19 protein-coding genes are annotated in these 19,540 nt (G+C 71.2%); 17 read left to right on the top strand and 2 right to left on the bottom strand.

Annotation, left to right across the window (positions count from 1 at the left end):
• Positions 1-28 precede the first annotated feature (28 nt).
• From ACSUPV_RS33590 to relA, 15 genes are all read left to right on the top strand, one after another.
• Positions 29-1,864, top strand: a complete 1,836-nt coding sequence (locus ACSUPV_RS33590) for a lasso peptide isopeptide bond-forming cyclase (RefSeq protein WP_382617550.1) — start codon at positions 29-31, stop codon at positions 1,862-1,864.
• A 1-nt stretch (position 1,865) separates the two neighbouring features.
• Positions 1,866-2,099 (top strand): lasso peptide biosynthesis PqqD family chaperone, encoded by a 234-nt coding sequence (locus ACSUPV_RS33595; protein WP_382617553.1) that lies wholly within the window; start codon positions 1,866-1,868, stop codon positions 2,097-2,099.
• Positions 2,096-2,527, top strand: a complete 432-nt coding sequence (locus tag ACSUPV_RS33600; RefSeq protein WP_031116586.1) for a lasso peptide biosynthesis B2 protein — start codon at positions 2,096-2,098, stop codon at positions 2,525-2,527. Before ACSUPV_RS33595 ends, ACSUPV_RS33600 begins: the two co-directional genes overlap by 4 nt.
• Before the next feature lie 79 nt (positions 2,528-2,606).
• A complete protein-coding gene (locus tag ACSUPV_RS33605; RefSeq protein ID WP_031116587.1) occupies positions 2,607-3,149 on the top strand; it encodes a membrane protein in 543 nt (180 codons plus the stop codon).
• A gap of 139 nt (positions 3,150-3,288) precedes the next feature.
• A complete protein-coding gene (pdxS, locus tag ACSUPV_RS33610; RefSeq protein WP_030243693.1) occupies positions 3,289-4,194 on the top strand; it encodes a pyridoxal 5'-phosphate synthase lyase subunit PdxS in 906 nt (301 codons plus the stop codon).
• A gap of 13 nt (positions 4,195-4,207) precedes the next feature.
• On the top strand, positions 4,208-4,816 hold the full coding sequence (gene pdxT / locus ACSUPV_RS33615; RefSeq protein WP_031116588.1) for a pyridoxal 5'-phosphate synthase glutaminase subunit PdxT: 609 nt from the start codon (positions 4,208-4,210) through the stop codon (positions 4,814-4,816).
• A 48-nt stretch (positions 4,817-4,864) separates the two neighbouring features.
• On the top strand, positions 4,865-5,617 hold the full coding sequence (locus tag ACSUPV_RS33620) for a YebC/PmpR family DNA-binding transcriptional regulator (RefSeq protein WP_031116589.1): 753 nt from the start codon (positions 4,865-4,867) through the stop codon (positions 5,615-5,617).
• Between the two features lie 199 nt (positions 5,618-5,816).
• Positions 5,817-6,356 carry a crossover junction endodeoxyribonuclease RuvC gene (gene ruvC / locus ACSUPV_RS33625; protein WP_031116590.1) on the top strand — a complete coding sequence of 180 codons (540 nt, stop codon included), beginning with the start codon at positions 5,817-5,819 and terminating at the stop codon, positions 6,354-6,356.
• Positions 6,353-6,958 (top strand): Holliday junction branch migration protein RuvA, encoded by a 606-nt coding sequence (ruvA, locus tag ACSUPV_RS33630; protein ID WP_031116591.1) that lies wholly within the window; start codon positions 6,353-6,355, stop codon positions 6,956-6,958. The genes ruvC and ruvA overlap by 4 nt, the downstream gene beginning before the upstream one ends.
• Before the next feature lie 43 nt (positions 6,959-7,001).
• A complete protein-coding gene (ruvB, locus tag ACSUPV_RS33635; RefSeq protein WP_031116592.1) occupies positions 7,002-8,096 on the top strand; it encodes a Holliday junction branch migration DNA helicase RuvB in 1,095 nt (364 codons plus the stop codon).
• Between the two features lie 185 nt (positions 8,097-8,281).
• Entirely contained in the window at positions 8,282-8,779 is a 498-nt protein-coding gene (gene yajC / locus ACSUPV_RS33640) for a preprotein translocase subunit YajC (RefSeq protein WP_031116593.1), read from the top strand.
• 133 nt (positions 8,780-8,912) lie between these two features.
• Entirely contained in the window at positions 8,913-10,679 is a 1,767-nt protein-coding gene (gene secD, locus ACSUPV_RS33645) for a protein translocase subunit SecD (RefSeq protein ID WP_436949128.1), read from the top strand.
• A gap of 1 nt (position 10,680) precedes the next feature.
• Positions 10,681-11,802 (top strand): protein translocase subunit SecF, encoded by a 1,122-nt coding sequence (gene secF, locus ACSUPV_RS33650; protein WP_031116595.1) that lies wholly within the window; start codon positions 10,681-10,683, stop codon positions 11,800-11,802.
• Complete coding sequence (locus tag ACSUPV_RS33655; protein ID WP_037769099.1) at positions 11,799-12,338, top strand: adenine phosphoribosyltransferase; 540 nt, start codon at positions 11,799-11,801, stop codon at positions 12,336-12,338. Before secF ends, ACSUPV_RS33655 begins: the two co-directional genes overlap by 4 nt.
• A 193-nt stretch (positions 12,339-12,531) precedes the next feature.
• Positions 12,532-15,048, top strand: coding sequence for a GTP pyrophosphokinase (relA, locus tag ACSUPV_RS33660; RefSeq protein ID WP_037769102.1), 2,517 nt, complete (start codon positions 12,532-12,534; stop codon positions 15,046-15,048).
• A gap of 79 nt (positions 15,049-15,127) precedes the next feature.
• On the opposite strand, the gene ACSUPV_RS33665 is transcribed toward relA, so the two are convergent.
• Both ACSUPV_RS33665 and ACSUPV_RS33670 read right to left on the bottom strand, forming a co-directional pair.
• Complete coding sequence (locus ACSUPV_RS33665) at positions 15,128-16,357, bottom strand: DUF349 domain-containing protein (protein ID WP_031116598.1); 1,230 nt, start codon at positions 16,355-16,357, stop codon at positions 15,128-15,130.
• A 136-nt stretch (positions 16,358-16,493) separates the two neighbouring features.
• Complete coding sequence (locus ACSUPV_RS33670; protein ID WP_037769104.1) at positions 16,494-17,339, bottom strand: peptidylprolyl isomerase; 846 nt, start codon at positions 17,337-17,339, stop codon at positions 16,494-16,496.
• Positions 17,340-17,506: 167 nt separating this feature from the next.
• Between ACSUPV_RS33670 and ACSUPV_RS33675 the strand changes: the two genes are divergently transcribed.
• The gene (locus ACSUPV_RS33675; RefSeq protein ID WP_436949129.1) at positions 17,507-18,214 is read left to right on the top strand and encodes an MBL fold metallo-hydrolase; all 708 of its coding nucleotides are present in this window, start codon (positions 17,507-17,509) and stop codon (positions 18,212-18,214) included.
• Positions 18,215-18,225: 11 nt separating this feature from the next.
• Positions 18,226-19,488, top strand: a complete 1,263-nt coding sequence (gene hisS / locus ACSUPV_RS33680; RefSeq protein WP_037769106.1) for a histidine--tRNA ligase — start codon at positions 18,226-18,228, stop codon at positions 19,486-19,488.
• Positions 19,489-19,540 lie beyond the last annotated feature (52 nt).

Raw genomic sequence — 19,540 nt, forward strand, 5'->3', positions numbered from 1 at the left:
GCGCGTCGGCTCCCGGAGACATGAGCAGATGAGCAGCACCGGGTTCGTGGTCCTGCCGGACACGGCAGCCGCGGCCGATGCGCGCGCGGCGGTGCCCTGGGCGTCGCCGCGGGAGTTCGCGCACGCCTCGGGACGACCGTGGCTGGTGGGCCGGTGGGCCCCCGGCGACATCACGGTCGTCACGGCGGGCCCGGTGCGGGTGGCGGTGGCCGGGGTCTGCCCGGTCCCCGCCGCCCGGCTCACCCGACTCGCCGCCCGCGTCCGGACCGTGTCCGACGCGGACGAACTCGCGGCGGAGCTGCCCGGCTCCTGCCACCTGGTGGTCTCGGCCCACGGAGACGTGCGCTTCCAGGGCAGCGCGACCGGACTCCGCCGGGTCTTCCGCACCCGGACACACGGGGTCGAGATCGCGGCGGACCGCGCCGACGTGCTCGCCGCGATGACGGGCGCCGGCATCGACGAACGGGCGCTGGCCCTCCGCGTGGCCACGGGCGGGTTCCTCCCGCCCCCGCTCGGCGACCACACCCTGTGGTCCGGGATCACCCCGCTGGCGCCGGACCACTGCCTCATGTGGGAGCGCGACCGGCTGCGCGAGACGCGCTGGTGGCAGCCACCCGCTCCCGAACTGTCCCTGCGGGCAGGCGCCGAGAAGCTCCGGGACACCCTCGCCACGGCCCTCGGCGACCGTGCCCCTGGCCAGGGCCGGCTGAGCTCCGACCTCTCCGGCGGCATGGACTCCACGTCCCTGTGCTTCCTCGCCGCCCGGGACACCCCCGACCTGCTGACGTTCCGCTGGGGAGAGGCCGAGGCGGGCAACGACGATGCCGCCTTCGCCGCCCACGCCATGGGCTCCCTCGACCGGGCCGAGCACCTCGTGGTGCCCCCCGGCGACCTCCCGCCCCTGTTCACCGACGCGGACGCACCGGTGGACACCGAGGAGCCCTATCCGTTCGTCCGCACCCTCGCCCGGACCCGCCACACCGCCCGGCTGCTGTCCGGCAGCGGATCGCGCCGGCACCTCGCCGGACACGGCGGCGACGAACTGTTCACCCCGTTCCCCGGCTACCTCCACGCCCTGCTCCGGCGCCGTCCGCTGACCGCCCTGCGCCACGTCCGCGGATACGGCGCGCTGAAGCGCTGGCCCCTGCTGCCCACCCTCGCCGCGCTGACCCGCCCCGGGGACGAGGCCGACTGGTGGCGAGCCCAGGCCGACCGGCTCACCGACCCGTCCCCGCCGAAACGCCGCCCCGCCCTCGGGTGGGGGCTGTGGACGCTGCGAGCACCGTCGTGGGCCACCGGCGACGCGATCGACGCCGCCCGGGAGGCCCTGCGGGACACCGCGGCCCACGTGCGGCCGCTCTCCGCCGACCTGGCCCAGCACCAGTCACTGCTCGCCGTGCGCACCAGCGCCCCGTGGTACCGGCTGCTGGCCCGCGTCTTCGCGGACGACGGCGTCCAGCTCGACTCCCCGTTCTTCGACGACCGCGTGGTGGAAGCGGTCCTCGCGGTCCGGGCCCACGAACACGCCGGCCCCTGGCGGTACAAGCCCCTGCTCGCCGAGGCGATGCGCGGCATCGTGCCGGAGCCGGTGCTGGGCCGCTCCACCAAGGGCGAGTTCAGCGACGAGGCCAACAGCGGACTGCGCCGCAACCTGCCCGCCGTCCTGGAGCTGTTCGAGGACTCCGCCCTGGCCGCCCACGGCCTGATCGACCCCGGCGAACTGCGCACCCGGCTGCTCGCGCCCCAGCCGGACAACTCCACGCGGATCGCCCTGGAGCCCCTGATCGGCTGCGAGACCTGGCTGCGCTCCGCCACCCGCCCCGCCCCTGCTTGGAGGTTCGACGCCCGTGCGTCTGCATCCTGACGTGAGCACCACCGACACCGACGACGGCACGGTCCTGCTCAACGAACGCACCGGCCGGTACTGGCAGTTGAACAACACCGGAGCCCATGTGCTGCGCCGGCTGCTCGGCGGACAGGAGCCCGCCGGCATCGCCGCCGACCTCGCGAACCGGTACGGCATCGCCCCCGAGCAGGCCGAACGCGATGTGGCCGCCGTGATCGAGCGGCTGCGCGGCTCGGAACTGGTGATCTCATGAGCATGTCCGTCGCGCTGGCCGAACGGCGCCGCCTCCCCCCGCACCGCCGCGTGCTGCCCCTGCTGGTCGTCGGTGCCGCCCGGCTGCTGGCCAGGGCCAAACCCGCCCGGCTGCGCACCGTCCTGGAGTTCGCCCGCCGCGGCGCGGCACCGGCCACGGCCGCCCAGGCGCTCCGGGCCCGCGAGGAGGTCGTGTCCGTCAGCCTGCGCTGCGCCGGGCAGGGCTGCCTGCAACGCTCCATCGCCACCGCCCTGCTCTGCCGGGTGCGCGGCGTCTGGCCCACCTGGTGCACCGGAGTGCGCACCCACCCGTTCGCCGCCCACGCCTGGGTCGAGGCCGAGGACCAGCTCGTCGGCGAGGGACACCCCAAGGGGCACTTCAAGACACTGATGTCCATCCCGCCGGTGCCGGACGAACGGAACCGGTGACCGATCCAGGCAGCACGGGGCAGGACAGGGCAGGGCGGGGTGAACCGACACCTCCCGCCTGCCGCTAGCCTTGCCGCCCGTGACCACCACTCTCATCTGGATCGCCGTGGCCCTGGTCGCGGTCGGGCTCTATCTGAGCTGGACCGCCGGCCGCCTCGACCGCCTCCACGCCCGGATCGACGCCACCCGGGCCGCCCTGGACGCGCAGTTGCTGCGCCGGGCCTCGGTGGCGCAGGAACTGGCGACGTCGGGGGTACTGGATCCGGCCGCCTCGATCGTGCTGTACGAGGCCGCGCACGCCGCCCGGCAGGCGGAAGAGGAGCAGCGGGAGGTCGCCGAGAGCGAACTGAGCCAGGCGCTGCGGGCCGTCTTCGGGGAGGCGCAGCAGGTGGAGGCGGTGCGCGAGGCGCCCGGGGGTGAGGAGGCCGCCGAGGAACTCGCGCAGGCGGTGCGGCGCGTCCCCATGGCCCGTCGCTTCCACAACGACGCCGTACGAGCCGCGCGTGCCCTGCGCCGCCACCGCAAGGTCCGCTGGTTCCGCCTGGCGGGCCACGCCCCGTTCCCGATGGCCTTCGAGATGGACGACGAGCCACCGGAGGCCCTCGCGGCCCGGGCCGCCTGAACCCCCGTTCACGCACCGTTACCCGGCCGTCTGCCGAAAAAGGATCCACAGCGTTCCCATTGGCCCTTGCTGTGGCCTGGTCCCCTCGCGTTTCCTCGGTGCTGCAGAAAACCCTCTTTACCCACCAGCGAGGTCATCCGTGTCCATCTCCGAGAACCAGGCCCCCGAGACCGGCACCGCCCGCGTGAAGCGCGGCATGGCCGAGCAGCTCAAGGGCGGCGTCATCATGGACGTCGTCACGCCGGAGCAGGCGAAGATCGCCGAGGACGCGGGCGCCGTCGCCGTCATGGCCCTCGAGCGGGTCCCGGCCGACATCCGCAAGGACGGCGGCGTGGCCCGCATGTCCGACCCGGACATGATCGAGGGCATCATCGAGGCCGTCTCCATCCCGGTCATGGCCAAGTCCCGCATCGGCCACTTCGTCGAGGCCCAGGTGCTGCAGTCCCTCGGCGTCGACTACATCGACGAGTCCGAGGTCCTCACCCCGGCCGACGAGGTCAACCACTCCGACAAGTGGGCCTTCACCACGCCGTTCGTCTGCGGGGCCACCAACCTGGGCGAGGCCCTGCGCCGCATCGCCGAGGGCGCCGCGATGATCCGCTCCAAGGGCGAGGCCGGCACCGGCAACGTCGTCGAGGCCGTCCGCCACCTGCGCCAGATCAAGAACGAGATCGCCAAGCTCCGCGGCTTCGACAACCACGAGCTGTACGCCGCCGCCAAGGAGCTGCGCGCCCCGTACGAGCTGGTCAAGGAGGTCGCCGAACTCGGCAAGCTCCCCGTGGTGCTGTTCTCCGCCGGCGGCGTGGCCACCCCGGCCGACGCCGCGCTGATGCGCCAGCTCGGCGCCGAGGGCGTCTTCGTCGGCTCCGGCATCTTCAAGTCCGGCGACCCGGCCAAGCGCGCCGCCGCCATCGTCAAGGCCACCACCTTCTACGACGACCCGAAGATCATCGCGGACGCGTCCCGCAACCTCGGCGAGGCCATGGTCGGCATCAACTGCGACACCCTCCCCGAGGCCGAGCGCTACGCCAACCGCGGCTGGTAAGGCACAGGAACCCATGAGCGACACCCCCGTCATAGGCGTCCTGGCCCTCCAGGGCGACGTACGGGAGCACCTCGTCGCCCTGGCCGCGGCCGACGCCGTGGCCAGGCCGGTGCGGCGCCCCGAGGAACTCGCCGAGGTGGACGGCCTCGTCCTCCCCGGCGGCGAGTCCACCACCATCTCCAAGCTGGCCATCCTGTTCGGCGTGATGGAGCCCCTCCGCGCGCGCGTGCGGGACGGCATGCCCGTCTACGGCACCTGCGCCGGCATGATCATGCTCGCGGACAAGATCCTGGACCCGCGCTCGGGCCAGGAGACCGTCGGCGGCATCGACATGATCGTCCGCCGCAACGCCTTCGGACGGCAGAACGAGTCCTTCGAGGCGGCCGTCGCCGTCAAGGGCGTCGAGGGCGACCCCGTGGAGGGCGTCTTCATCCGCGCCCCCTGGGTCGAGTCCGTCGGCGCCGGGGCCGAGGTGCTCGCCGAGCACGACGGCCACATCGTCGCGGTGCGCCAGGGCAACGCGCTGGCCACGTCGTTCCACCCGGAACTGACCGGTGACCACCGCGTGCACGCCCTGTTCGTCGACATGGTGCGGGCGAACCGGACAGCCGAGTCCTTGTAGGATTCCTGCGTTCGTTGCTGAGATGGGTTACGCGAAGGAGACAGGCAGATGTCCGGCCACTCTAAATGGGCCACGACGAAGCACAAGAAGGCCGTCATCGATGCCAAGCGCGGCAAGCTCTTCGCGAAGCTGATCAAGAACATCGAGGTGGCGGCCCGGATGGGCGGCGCCGACCCCGAGGGCAACCCGACGCTCTACGACGCCATCCAGAAGGCCAAGAAGTCGTCGGTCCCCAACAAGAACATCGACTCCGCGGTCAAGCGCGGCGCGGGCCTGGAGGCCGGCGGCGCCGACTACGAGACGATCATGTACGAGGGCTACGGCCCGAACGGTGTCGCGGTGCTCATCGAGTGCCTCACCGACAACCGCAACCGCGCCGCCTCCGAGGTCCGCGTCGCCATGACCCGCAACGGCGGCTCCATGGCCGACCCGGGCTCGGTGTCGTACCTGTTCAACCGCAAGGGCGTCGTGATCGTCCCCAAGGGCGAGCTGACCGAGGACGACGTCCTCGGCGCCGTCCTGGACGCCGGCGCCGAGGAGGTCAACGACCTCGGCGAGACCTTCGAGGTCATCAGCGAGGCCACCGACCTGGTCGCGGTCCGCACCGCCCTCCAGGACGCCGGCATCGACTACGACTCCGCCGACGCCAACTTCGTCCCGACCATGCAGGTCGAGCTGGACGAGGAGGGCGCCAAGAAGATCTTCAAGCTGATCGACGCGCTGGAGGACAGCGACGACGTGCAGAACGTCTTCGCCAACTTCGACGTCAGCGACGAGGTCATGGAGAAGGTCGACGCGTAACGCTGCCGCGAATGCCGCGATCTCGGCGGGCCGGGGGACAGACGTCTTCCGGCCCGCTGTCGTTGTCGGCAGCAGCGGATAGCCTGGCGTAGTCAAAGATCACCGTCCACGGCCGCGACCACCAGTTGAGGAACCACGACGGTGCTCAGCCAGTTCCGCGAGAGCGGCGGCGGTTCAGCCGCAAAAAAGGGGAGGGCGCGTGCGCGTACTGGGGGTGGACCCGGGGCTGACCCGGTGCGGTGTCGGCGTGGTCGAGGGCGTCGCGGGACGGCCGCTCACCATGGTCGGCGTCGGCGTCGTCCGGACGCCCGCCGACGCCGACCTCGGCCACCGCCTCGTCGCCATCGAGCAGGGCATCGAGCAGTGGCTGGACCAGCACCGGCCGGAGTTCGTCGCCGTCGAGCGCGTCTTCAGCCAGCACAACGTCCGTACGGTGATGGGCACCGCCCAGGCCAGCGCCGTCGCCATGCTCTGCGCGGCCCGCCGCGGCATCCCCGTCGCCCTGCACACCCCCAGCGAGGTCAAGGCCGCCGTCACCGGCAGCGGCCGGGCCGACAAGGCACAGGTGGGCGCGATGGTGACCCGGCTGCTCCGGCTCGACGCACCGCCCAGGCCCGCCGACGCGGCCGACGCCCTCGCCCTCGCCATCTGCCACATCTGGCGCGCCCCCGCGCAGAACCGACTCCAGCAGGCCGTCGCCCTGCACACCGCCACAGCACCGAAAGGCCGTACGGCATGATCGCCTTCGTCAGCGGCACAGTGGCCGCACTCGCTCCGGACGCCGCGGTCGTCGAGGTCGGCGGCGTCGGCATGGCCGTCCAGTGCACGCCGAACACGCTGTCCACGCTCCGCCTGGGCCGACCCGCCAAGCTGCACACGTCCCTGGTCGTCCGCGAGGACTCCCTCACCCTGTACGGCTTCGCCGACGACGACGAGCGGCAGGTCTTCGAGCTGCTCCAGACCGCGAGCGGCGTGGGCCCGAGACTCGCCCAGGCGATGCTCGCCGTGCACACCCCTGACGCCCTGCGCCGGGCCGTCGCCACCGGCGACGAGAAGGCCCTCACGGCCGTCCCCGGCATCGGCAAGAAGGGCGCCCAGAAACTGCTGCTGGAGCTGAAGGACCGCCTCGGCGCACCCGTCGGCGCCCCGGCCGTCGGTGCGCCCGTCAGCACCGGCTGGCGCGACCAGCTGCACGCCGCCCTCATCGGCCTCGGATACGCGACCCGGGAGGCCGACGAGGCGGTGTCCGCCGTGGCCCCGCAGGCCGAGGCCGCCGAGGGCACACCCCAGGTGGGTCAGCTGCTGAAGGCGGCCCTGCAGACCCTGAACCGCGCCCGATAGTCCGCACCGAGACAGTCCGCACCGAGATCCCGAGGCACACTCCATGAACTGGGACGACACGACCGACGCCGATGCCGCCGAGCGGCTCGGCGGGCCCGCCGAGGAGCGGCTGGTGGACTCCGTCGCCGACCGTGACGACCAGGCCGTCGAGGCCGCCCTGCGCCCCAAGGACCTGGACGAGTTCATCGGCCAGGAGAAGGTCCGCGAACAGCTCGACCTCGTGCTGCGGGCGGCACGCGCGCGGGGCGCGACCGCCGACCACGTGCTGCTCTCCGGCGCCCCCGGCCTCGGCAAGACCACCCTGTCGATGATCATCGCGGCCGAGATGGGCGCCCCCATCCGCATCACGTCCGGCCCCGCCATCCAGCACGCCGGCGACCTCGCCGCGATCCTCTCCTCCCTCCAGGAGGGCGAGGTCCTCTTCCTCGACGAGATCCACCGCATGTCCCGGCCCGCCGAGGAGATGCTGTACATGGCGATGGAGGACTTCCGCGTCGACGTCATCGTCGGCAAGGGCCCCGGCGCCACCGCCATCCCGCTGGAGCTGCCCCCCTTCACCCTGGTCGGCGCCACCACCCGCGCGGGCCTGCTGCCGCCCCCGCTGCGCGACCGCTTCGGCTTCACCGCGCACATGGAGTTCTACGAACCGGCCGAACTGGAGCGGGTCATCCACCGCTCGGCGAACCTCCTGGAGGTCGAGATCGAGCCGGACGGCGCCGCCGAGATCGCCGGCCGCTCCCGCGGCACGCCCCGCATCGCCAACCGCCTGCTGCGCCGCGTCCGGGACTACGCCCAGGTCAAGGCCGACGGACTGATCACCAAGGACATCGCGGCGGCCGCCCTCGCCGTCTACGAGGTGGACGCGCGCGGCCTCGACCGCCTCGACCGGGGCGTCCTGGAAGCCCTGCTCAAGCTGTTCGGCGGCGGCCCCGTCGGCCTCTCCACGCTCGCGGTCGCGGTGGGGGAGGAGCGCGAGACCGTCGAGGAGGTCGCCGAGCCCTTCCTCGTCCGGGAGGGACTGCTGGCCCGCACCCCGCGCGGCCGGGTCGCCACCCCCGCCGCATGGGCACATCTCGGCCTCACCCCGCCCCGCTCCCAGACCGCAGGAAACGGACAACAGGACCTGTTCGGGGCGTGACGGCGCAGTCACCGCTCCACGACGGCGAGGACAGTGGCCGGAGCAGGAACCCCGGTGCCATGCTGAGCGTTGTTCCATGCGCGCGGACTCGCTTAGACTCCGCCGATGCCGCCTTTGTCGGCGGCGTACACACCCCCAACCATCTGGCCGCTCACAGCGCGGTCGTGTGAAGGAAGTACCGACCCGTGAGTCTCCTGACCCTCCTCCCGTTCATCGTGCTCATCGGGGCCATGTTCCTGATGACCCGGTCGGCCAAGAAGAAGCAGCAGCAGGCCGTGGAGATGCGGAACCAAATGCAGCCCGGCAGCGGTGTCCGCACCATCGGGGGCATGTACGCCACGGTCAAGGAGGTGAACGAGGACACCGTCCTCGTCGACGCCGGCCCCGGCGTCGAGCTCCTCTTCGCCAAGAACGCCATCGGTGCCGTCCTCACCGACGACGAGTACAACCGCATCGTCCACGGCATCGAGCACGACCTGAAGTCCGACACCGACATCGTCCCGGACGACGCCTCCTCCCTCACCGAGACCGGCGACTCCGCCGCCGACGCCCCCGCCGACGACAAGGCCGTCGACCTCGGCAAGAAGGACACGGCCGACGAACCGGCCGACGAGGCCCCGGCCGGCGAGGCGAAGACGGACGCGGAGCCGAAGAAGACCGACGGCGACTCCGAGGCGAAGTAGTCGTGTCCCGGGGTGCGCGGGCCCGTCCCGCGCGCCCCGGGACACGCCATAGCTCGCACGGAATCCCGACACCATGTCATGGCCGCCCGTCCGCCGATCCGGAGCGAGGCGGCCCGAGAGGGAGTACGAGAAGGTGGCCACACCTAAAAAGGGCCGGAACGCGAGCGCCCAGAGCAAGCCGTGGCGCTCGCTGGCCCTGATCCTGATCGCCATCGCGGCGCTCACCGGTGGAATGTTCGCCTCGGGGCACACGACCCCGCGTCTCGGCATCGACCTGGCCGGCGGCACGAGCATCACGCTCCGCGCGGTTCCCGAGGCCGGCAACGAGTCGGCGATCAACAAGACCAACATGGACACCGCCGTCTCCATCATGGAGCGCCGTGTCAATGGTCTGGGCGTCTCGGAGGCCGAGGTCCAGACGCAGGGCCGCGACAACATCGTCGTGAACATCCCCAAGGGGACGAACTCCGAGCAGGCCCGCAAGCAGGTAGGCACCACCGCCAAGCTCTACTTCCGCCCGGTCATCGCCACCGAGGTCTCCGGCGGCAGCGGCACGGCCAGCCCCTCCCCGAGCCCCACCGGCAGCCCCTCGGGCGAGCCCTCGGGCAAGGCCAGCGACAAGCCCGAGGCCACCGACAAGAACTCGGCGTCCCCGTCCGCGAGCCCCACCACGCAGGGCCGCGCCGTCACCGACGCGCTGAAGGCCGACGCGACCCCGTCCGCGAGCGCCTCGGACAAGGCGAAGGCCAGCCCCTCCCCGTCCGCCTCCGGCGGCACCTCCGGCGACGACCCGAGCAAGCTCCAGGAGCAGTACGCCGCACTGGACTGCACCGACACCAAGACCCGCTCCACGGTCGGTGACGGCGCCAAGGCCAGCGAGTCGACCCTGGCCTGCGGCCAGAACGCGCAGGGCCAGTGGCAGAAGTACATCCTCGGCCCCGCCGAGGTCGACGGCACCGACGTCGACAAGGCCCAGGCCGTTCTGAACACCCAGACCGGTGCCGGCTGGACCGTCCAGATGGACTTCACCGACGGCGGTGCCAAGAAGTTCGCCGCCATCACCGGCAAGCTGGCGCAGAACCAGTCCCCGCAGAACCAGTTCGCGATCGTCCTCGACGGCGACGTGGTCTCCGACCCGTACGTCCGCCAGGCCCTGACCGGCGGCAACGCGGAGATCTCCGGCAACTTCAACCAGCAGTCCGCCCAGGAACTCTCCAACATGCTGACCTACGGTGCGCTGCCGCTCACCTTCAAGGTCGACAGCATGACGACCGTGACCGCCGCGCTGGGCGGTGACCAGCTGGAGGCCGGTCTGATCGCCGGCGCGATCGGTCTCGCCCTGGTCGTCCTGTACCTGCTGGTCTACTACCGCGGTCTGTCGTTCGTCGCGATCCTCTCGCTGCTGGTCTCCGCCGCCCTCACCTACACGATCATGTCGCTGCTCGGCCCGACCATCGGCTTCGCGCTGAACCTGCCGGCCGTCTGCGGTGCCATCGTCGCCATCGGCATCACGGCGGACTCGTTCATCGTCTACTTCGAACGCGTCCGAGACGAGATCCGCGAGGGCCGTACGCTGCGCCCCGCCGTCGAGCGGGCCTGGCCGCGTGCCCGGCGCACCATCCTGGTCTCCGACTTCGTGTCGTTCCTCGCCGCCGCGGTGCTCTTCATCGTCACCGTCGGCAAGGTGCGCGGCTTCGCCTTCACGCTCGGCCTGACCACGCTGCTCGACGTGGTGGTCGTCTTCCTCTTCACCAAGCCGCTGCTGACCCTGCTGGCCCGCCGCACGTTCTTCGCGAGCGGCCACAAGTGGTCCGGCCTCGACCCGAAGAGCCTGGGTGCCCAGCCGCCGCTGCGCCGCACCCGCCGTCCCTCCGCCCCCGTCGAGACGAAGGAGGCGTGAGATGTCGAAACTCGGCAACCTCGGCGCCCGGCTGCACCGCGGCGAGATCGGCTACGACTTCGTCAAGAACCGCAAGATCTGGTACGGCCTGTCCATCCTGATCACCATCACGGCCATCGTCGGCCTGGCGGTGCGCGGCCTGAACATGGGCATCGAGTTCCAGGGCGGTGCCGTCTTCACCACCCCCAAGAACGTCAGCGTCTCGGTGTCCCAGGCCGAGGAGTACGCGGAGACGGCCTCCGGCCACGACGCGATCGTCCAGAAGCTCGGCGACGGCAGCCTGCGGATCCAGGTCGCGGGCATCGAGACCGACAAGGCCAACCAGATCAAGGCCCAGCTCTCGGACGACCTCAAGGTCGACGCGGAGCAGATCAACGCCGAACTGGTCGGTCCCAGCTGGGGCGAGCAGATCGCCAACAAGGCCTGGCAGGGCCTCGGCATCTTCCTGATCCTCGTGGTGATCTACCTGGCGATCGCCTTCGAGTGGCGCATGGCCGTCGCGGCGTTCGTCGCCCTGATCCACGACATCACCATCACGGTCGGCATCTACGCCCTCGTCGGCTTCGAGGTCACCCCGGGCACGGTGATCGGTCTGCTGACCATCCTCGGCTACTCGCTCTACGACACGGTCGTGGTCTTCGACAGCCTCAAGGAACAGACGAAGGACCTCACCAAGCAGACCCGCTGGACCTACAGTGACGTCGCCAACCGCTCGATCAACAGCACCCTGGTCCGCTCCATCAACACCACGGTGGTCGCGCTGCTGCCGGTGGCGGGCCTGCTCTTCATCGGCGGCGGTGTCCTCGGCGCCGGCATGCTCAACGACATCTCGCTGTCGCTGTTCGTCGGCCTCGCGGCCGGTGCGTACTCCTCGATCTTCATCGCCACGCCGCTCGTCGCCGACCTGAAGGAGCGCGAGCCGCAGATGAAGGCCCTGAAGAAGCGCGTCCTGGCCAAGCGGGCCCAGTCCGCCGCCAAGGGCGAGACCGCCCAGGCGGAGACCGCCGACGAGTCGTACGGCGACGAGCCCGAGGACGCCGCGCCCGCCGCGGTCGTCGGCCCGCGCAACCAGCCCGCGTCCCGCAGCCGCGGGCGCGGCCGCCCCTCGGGGAAGCGCCGATGACCGACATCAGGGAGCTGCTGCTCAGCCGCATCCGGGACGTGGCCGACTACCCGGAGCCGGGCGTGGTGTTCAAGGACATCACCCCGCTGCTGGCGGACCCGGCGGCGTTCACCGCGCTCACCGACGCCCTCGCCGAGATCGCCGAGCGCACCCGCGCCACCAAGGTCGTCGGCCTGGAGGCCCGCGGCTTCATCCTCGGCGCCCCGGTCGCCGTCCGCGCCGGCCTCGGCTTCATCCCCGTACGCAAGGCGGGCAAGCTCCCCGGAGCGACCCTCGCCCAGGCCTACGACCTGGAGTACGGCTCGGCCGAGATCGAGGTGCACGCCGAGGACCTGAGCCCCGACGACCGCATCCTGGTCATCGACGACGTCCTCGCCACCGGCGGCACCGCCGAGGCCTCGCTCCAGCTCATCCGCCGGGCCGGCGCCGAGGTCGCGGGTCTCGCGGTCCTCATGGAACTCGGCTTCCTGAACGGCCGCGCCCGCCTGGAACCGGCGCTGAACGGTGCCCCGCTGGAGGCGCTGCTCACGGTCTAGCCACCCCTGAGCGGCCCGGTGGACACCGGCACGACACCGCACGGGCGGGCCCGGAACATCCGGCGCCCGCCTCGTGCGTTTCTCGGGTAGACGGTCCTCACATTGGCCTGAAGGCGATCCTGGGGCGCAGGATGGCTACCATGGGGTCTCCGGAGCCTGACCGGGGGACCCGGATCGCGCACGAGGAGCCCTCTTGCCAGACGAGGCCCAGCACCTGACCGCCGCCAAGCCCGAGTCCGCCTCGGCAGCCGCGGCCAAGCCCGCGCCGAACGCGCCCCACGCGAAGAACGACACCCGCGGGCCGGTCGAACACGCCCAGGCGGCGCCGGTCGACAAGCCCGCCGAGCAGTCGCGCCCCAAGCCGGCCCCGCCCGCGGTGCGCCAGAGCGCCGGCCAGCCGGCCCGCACGGGCTCCTCCAACCGCGTCCGCGCCCGTCTGGCCCGGCTCGGCGTGCAGCGCGCGAACCCCTACAACCCGGTGCTGGAGCCGTTGCTGCGGATAGTGCGCAGCAACGACCCGAAGATCGAGACCTCGACCCTCCGCCAGATCGAGCGGGCCTACCAGGTCGCCGAGCGCTGGCACCGCGGCCAGAAGCGCAAAAGCGGCGACCCGTACATCACGCACCCGCTCGCAGTGACGACCATCCTCGCCGAGCTGGGCATGGATCCGGCCACGCTGATGGCGGGCCTGCTGCACGACACGGTCGAGGACACCGAGTACGGCCTGGAGGACCTGCGTCGCGACTTCGGCGACGTCGTCACGCTGCTCGTCGACGGCGTCACCAAGCTCGACAAGGTGAAGTTCGGCGAGGCCGCGCAGGCCGAGACCGTACGCAAGATGGTCGTCGCCATGGCCAAGGACCCCCGCGTCCTGGTCATCAAGCTCGCCGACCGCCTGCACAACATGCGCACCATGCGCTACCTCAAGCGCGAGAAGCAGGAGAAGAAGGCGCGCGAGACCCTGGAGATCTACGCGCCGCTCGCCCACCGCCTCGGCATGAACACCATCAAGTGGGAACTGGAGGACCTCGCCTTCGCGATCCTCTACCCCAAGATGTACGACGAGATCGTACGGCTGGTGGCCGAGCGGGCACCCAAGCGTGACGAGTACCTGGCCATCGTCACCGACGAGGTCCAGCAGGACCTGCGGGCCGCCCGCATCAAGGCGACCGTCACCGGCCGCCCCAAGCACTACTACAGCGTCTACCAGAAGATGATCGTCCGCGGCCGGGACTTCGCGGAGATCTACGACCTGGTGGGCATCCGCGTCCTCGTGGACACCGTCCGCGACTGCTACGCGGCCCTCGGCACGGTGCACGCGCGATGGAACCCGGTCCCCGGCCGGTTCAAGGACTACATCGCGATGCCCAAGTTCAACATGTACCAGTCGCTCCACACGACGGTCATCGGCCCCGGCGGCAAGCCGGTCGAGCTGCAGATCCGCACCTTCGACATGCACCGCCGCGCCGAGTACGGCATCGCCGCGCACTGGAAGTACAAGCAGGAGGCCGTCGCCGGCGCCTCCAAGGTGCGCACCGACGCGCCCAAGTCCTCCGGCAAGGACAAGGACGCCATCAACGACATGGCGTGGCTGCGGCAGCTGCTGGACTGGCAGAAGGAGACCGAGGACCCGGGCGAGTTCCTGGAGTCACTGCGCTTCGACCTGTCCCGCAACGAGGTCTTCGTCTTCACCCCCAAGGGCGACGTCATAGCGCTCCCCGCGGGTGCCACGCCCGTCGACTTCGCGTACGCCGTCCACACCGAGGTCGGCCACCGCACCATAGGCGCCCGCGTCAACGGCCGGCTGGTCCCGCTGGAGTCCACCCTCGACAACGGCGACCTGGTGGAGGTCTTCACCTCCAAGGCACCCGGCGCCGGCCCCTCCCGCGACTGGCTCGGCTTCGTCAAGTCACCGCGGGCCCGCAACAAGATCCGCGCCTGGTTCTCCAAGGAACGCCGCGACGAGGCCATCGAGCAGGGCAAGGACGCCATCGTCCGCGCCATGCGCAAGCAGAACCTGCCGATCCAGCGCATCCTGACCGGCGACTCCCTGGTGACCCTCGCCCATGAGATGCGCTACGCCGACATCTCCGCGCTGTACGCGGCGATCGGCGAGGGCCACGTCTCCGCGCAGAACATCGTGCAGAAGCTGGTGCAGGCCCTCGGCGGCGAGGAGGCGGCCACCGAGGAGATCGACGAGACGGTCCCGCCGGCCCGCGGCCGCAGCCGCAAGCGCCGCTCCAGCGCCGACCCGGGCGTCGTCGTCAAGGGCGTCGAGGACGTGTGGGTCAAGCTGGCCCGCTGCTGCACACCCGTCCCGGGCGACCCCATCATCGGGTTCGTCACCCGCGGCAGTGGCGTATCGGTTCACCGCAGCGACTGCGTCAACGTCGACTCGCTGTCCCGCGAGCCCGAGCGCATCCTGGACGTCGAGTGGGCGCCCACCCAGTCCTCGGTCTTCCTGGTCGCCATCCAGGTCGAGGCCCTGGACCGCTCCCGGCTCCTCTCGGACGTCACACGGGTGCTGTCCGACCAGCACGTCAACATCCTCTCGGCGGCCGTCCAGACCTCCCGCGACCGCGTCGCCACCTCCCGCTTCACCTTCGAGATGGGCGACCCGAAGCACCTCGGCCATGTCCTGAAGGCGGTCCGGGGCGTGGAGGGCGTCTACGACGTGTACCGGGTGACCTCGGCGCGCAGCAGGTCGTAACCGCCCGTAGCGACCACACGAAAGGGGCTCCCGTACGACGTGTACGGGAGCCCCTTTCGGCCGACGGGAACGGATCCGATCAGCCGCCGAACTCCTGCAGGCCCTTCAGTGCCTGGTCCAGCAGCGCCTGGCGGCCCTCCAGCTCACGCTGGAGCTTGTCGGCCTTGGCGTTGTTGCCCTGCGCGCGGGCCTGTTCGATCTGGCCACGCAGCTTGTCCACCGCGGCCTGGAGCTGCCCGGTCAGACCCTCGGCACGCGCACGTGCCTCCGGGTTCGTCCGGCGCCACTCGGCCTCCTCGGCCTCCTGGATGGCCCGCTCGACGGCGTGCATGCGGCCCTCGACCTTCGGCCGGGCGTCGCGCGGCACGTGGCCGATGGCCTCCCAGCGCTCGTTCACGTTCCGGAACGCGGCCCGGGCCGCCTTCAGGTCCGTGATCGGCAGGAGCTTCTCGGCCTCCTCGGCCAGCTCCTCCTTGAGCTTGAGGTTCTCCGCCTGCTCGGCGTCCCGCTCGGCGAAGACCGAGCTGCGCGCGGCGAAGAAGACGTCCTGGGCGCCGCGGAAGCGGTTCCACAGATCGTCCTCGTGCTCGCGCTGGGCGCGGCCGGCGGCCTTCCACTCGGCCATCAGCTCGCGGTAACGGGCCGCCGTCGCACCCCAGTCCGTCGAGTTCGACAGCGCCTCGGCCTCGGCGACCAGCCGCTCCTTGGTCTTACGGGCCTCCTCGCGCTGCGCGTCGAGCTGCGCGAAGTGCTGCTTGCGCCGCTTGGAGAACGCCGACCGGGCGTGCGAGAACCGGTGCCACAGCTCGTCGTCGGACTTGCGGTCCAGCCGCGGCAGGCCCTTCCAGGTGTCCACCAGGGCCCGCAGCCGCTCGCCGGCCGCCCGCCACTGGTCGGACTGCGCCAGCTGCTCGGCCTCGGCGACCAGTTCCTCCTTGGCCTTGCGCGCCTCGTCGGACTGCTTCGCCCGCTGCGCCTTGCGCTGCTCCCGGCGCGCCTCCACCAGCTCCACGAGCTTGTCCAGCCGGACCCGCAGGGCGTCCAGATCGCCCACCGCGTGGTGCGCGTCGACCTGCTCCCGGATGTGGTCGATGGCGGCCTGGGCGTCCTTCGCCGACAGGTCGGTGGTCTTCACTCGCTTCTCGAGGAGGCCGATCTCGACAACCAGGCCCTCGTACTTGCGCTCGAAATAGGCCAGCGCCTCCTCGGGGGAGCCCGCCTGCCAGGAACCGACGACCTGCTCGCCGTCGGCCGTACGCACGTACACGGTCCCCGTCTCGTCGACGCGGCCCCACGGGTCGCTGCTCACAGCGCCTCCTCCACATGATGCCTGCGAGGGGCCTGAAGCTCCCCCGGGCATCGTCCACAGTTTCGTCACGGCCAACATAGGCGACCGGCGGGGGGCCTGTCCGCATCCCGCGCGACCGAAATTTCGCAGTTGAGGGTCAGGATTTCGTGACCGTGGCCTTGTTGATCACGACCGTCGCGTTGGGCGCGGTGTTGCCCGTCTGAGGGTCGGGGGCCTGGGCCCCGGCGTCGGCGATCTTCTTCAGGACCTTCATGCCCGCCTCGGACACCGTACCGAACGGTGTGTAGTCGGGCGGCAGCTGGCTGTCCTGGTAGACGAGGAAGAACTGGCTGCCGCCGCTGTCGCGGCCCTGCTTCGTCTGGGCGTTGTACTGGTTCGCCATCGCGACCGTGCCCGCCGGGTAGATCCCGCCCTTGAGGCTCTTGTCCTTGAGGTTCTCGTCCGGGATGGTGTAGCCCGGTCCGCCCATGCCGGTGCCCTGCGGGTCGCCGCACTGCAGGACGTAGATGCCCCGGTCGGTGAGCCGGTGGCACTTGGTGTGGTCCAGGTAGCCCTTGCCGAGAAGGAAGTTGAACGAGTTGACGGTGTGCGGCGCGGCCGACGCCTTCAGCGCGATGTCTATCTCGCCGCAGGTCGTGTCCAGTTTCATCGTGTACTTCGCCGACTCGTCGATGGTCATCGCCGGTTCCTTCTTCCAGGTCTCCGACTTGACCTTGCCCGGGGCGGGCTTCTCGCAGGGGTCCGGGGCCTTGCTGGGCGAGGCGCTCGGGGTGACCTCCGCGTTCGCGTTCTCCGACGCGCCGTCGTCCTCGAACGGCTTGGTCAGCACGGCCGCCACGACGAGCACCACCGTCACGCCGAGAACGGAGGCGATCACGGAGTTGCGGATCCGGGCCTTGCGTCGCGCGTCGGTGCGTCGCTGCTGCTGCCGCAAGTACTTCTCACGGGCGAGCTGTCGCCGCCGCTGTTCCTGGCTGACCACCGGATTCTCTCCTCATGCGTCTGATACGTCGACCGGTACGCGTGGGGCCTGTGCGCCGACCGCCTGCGTGTGCCCCGTACCGTATATGGGTTCGCTGAGGAATCGGCAGCGCCGGTAGGCTCTGACGACAGCCGCAGCCGCCCGTACCGACACAACGAAGGACGATCGTGCTCATTGCCGGGTTCCCCGCCGGGGCCTGGGGGACGAACTGCTACCTCGTCGCCCCCGCCGCCGGTGAGGAGTGCGTGATCATCGACCCCGGCCATCAGGCCGCCGACGGCGTCGAGGAAGCGATCAGGAAGCATCGGCTCAAGCCCGTCGCCGTCGTCCTCACCCACGGCCACCTCGACCACGTGGCCTCGGTCGTCCCGGTGTGCGGCGCGCACGACGTGCCGGCCTGGATCCACCCCGACGACCGGTACATGATGAGCGACCCGGAGAAGGCGCTCGGCCGTTCCATCGGGATGCCGCTGCTGGGCGAGCTGACCATCGGGGAGCCGGATGACGTCAAGGAGCTGGCCGACGGGGCGAAGCTGGAGCTGGCGGGCCTGGAGCTGTCCGTCGCGCACGCGCCGGGCCATACCAAGGGGTCGGTGACCTTCGGCATGCCCGAGGCGGCGGACATCCCGCCGATCCTGTTCTCGGGCGACCTGCTGTTCGCCGGCTCCATCGGACGCACCGACCTGCCCGGCGGTGACATGGCCGAGATGCTCGACTCGCTGGCCCGCGTGTGCCTGCCGCTCGACGACTCGACCGTGGTGCTGTCCGGCCACGGCCCCCAGACGACCATCGGCCGGGAGCGCGCCACCAACCCGTATCTGCGGCAGGTGGCGGCCGGCCAGGGAGCACAGCCCGCTCCCCGACGAGGAATGTGACGAGACCTTCCGTGAGCACCTTCAAGGCCCCCAAGGGCACGTACGACCTGATCCCGCCGGACTCCGCGACGTACCTCGCGGTCCGCGAGGCGATCGCCGCGCCGCTGCGCAACTCCGGCTACGGCTACATCGAGACGCCCGGCTTCGAGAACGTGGAGCTCTTCGCGCGCGGCGTCGGTGAGTCCACCGACATCGTCACGAAGGAGATGTACGCCTTCGAGACCAAGGGCGGCGACCGGCTCGCCCTGCGCCCCGAGGGCACGGCCTCGGTGCTGCGCGCCGCACTGGAGGCCAACCTGCACAAGGCGGGCAACCTCCCCGTCAAGCTCTGGTACTCCGGCTCGTACTACCGCTACGAGCGTCCCCAGAAGGGCCGCTACCGGCACTTCTCGCAGGTCGGCGCCGAGGCGATCGGCGCGGAGGACCCGGCGCTCGACGCCGAGCTGATCATCCTGGCCGACCAGGCGTACCGCTCGCTGGGCCTGCGGAACTTCCGGATCCTGCTCAACAGCCTCGGCGACAAGGAGTGCCGCCCGGTGTACCGGACGGCGCTGCAGGAGTTCCTGCGCGGCCTGGAGCTGGACGAGGACACCCTGCGCCGCGCGGACATCAACCCGCTGCGCGTCCTCGACGACAAGCGTCCGGAGGTCCAGAAGCAGCTGACCGACGCCCCGCTGCTGCGCGACTACCTGTGCGATGCCTGCAAGGCGTACCACGAGGAGGTCCGCGAGCTGATCACGGCGGCGGGCGTGGCCTTCGAGGACGACCCGAAGCTGGTGCGCGGCCTGGACTACTACACGCGCACGACGTTCGAGTTCGTCCACGACGGCCTCGGCTCGCAGTCCGCCGTGGGCGGCGGCGGCCGCTACGACGGCCTGTCCGAGATGATCGGCGGCCCCGCGCTGCCGTCCGTCGGCTGGGCCCTCGGCGTCGACCGCACGGTCCTCGCGCTGGAGGCCGAGGGCGTCGAGCTCGAACTGCCCGCCACCACCAGCGTGTTCGCCGTCCCGCTGGGGGAGGAGGCCCGCCGCGTGCTGTTCGCCAAGGTCACGGAGCTGCGCAAGAACGGCATCGCGGCCGACTTCTCCTACGGCGGCAAGGGCCTCAAGGGCGCGATGAAGAACGCCAACCGCAGCGGCGCCCGCTTCACGATCGTCGCCGGCGAACGCGACCTGGCCGAGGGCGTCGTCCAGCTCAAGGACATGGAGTCCGGCGAGCAGACGGCGGTGGGCGTGAACGAGATCGTGGCGGAACTGGAAGCCCGCCTGGGCTGAGGCACGTCGAAGGCGCCGGGCCGCGACGGCCGACCCGCTGCTCGTCCGCCGC

The organism is Streptomyces sp. SudanB52_2052 (genome assembly GCF_964272415.1).
GTDB classification, from domain to species: domain Bacteria; phylum Actinomycetota; class Actinomycetes; order Streptomycetales; family Streptomycetaceae; genus Streptomyces; species Streptomyces olindensis.

Excerpts from the sequence above, each read along its gene's own strand:
- ruvA (WP_031116591.1), top strand. The coding sequence starts at position 6,353 with ATGATCGCCTTCGTCAGCGGCACAGTGGCCGCACTCGCTCCGGACGCC.
- ACSUPV_RS33620 (WP_031116589.1), top strand. The coding sequence starts at position 4,865 with ATGTCCGGCCACTCTAAATGGGCCACGACGAAGCACAAGAAGGCCGTC.
- ACSUPV_RS33655 (WP_037769099.1), top strand. The coding sequence starts at position 11,799 with ATGACCGACATCAGGGAGCTGCTGCTCAGCCGCATCCGGGACGTGGCC.
- ruvB (WP_031116592.1), top strand. The coding sequence starts at position 7,002 with ATGAACTGGGACGACACGACCGACGCCGATGCCGCCGAGCGGCTCGGC.
- secF (WP_031116595.1), top strand. The coding sequence starts at position 10,681 with ATGTCGAAACTCGGCAACCTCGGCGCCCGGCTGCACCGCGGCGAGATC.
- pdxT (WP_031116588.1), top strand. The coding sequence starts at position 4,208 with ATGAGCGACACCCCCGTCATAGGCGTCCTGGCCCTCCAGGGCGACGTA.
- ACSUPV_RS33590 (WP_382617550.1), top strand. The coding sequence starts at position 29 with ATGAGCAGCACCGGGTTCGTGGTCCTGCCGGACACGGCAGCCGCGGCC.
- ACSUPV_RS33600 (WP_031116586.1), top strand. The coding sequence starts at position 2,096 with ATGAGCATGTCCGTCGCGCTGGCCGAACGGCGCCGCCTCCCCCCGCAC.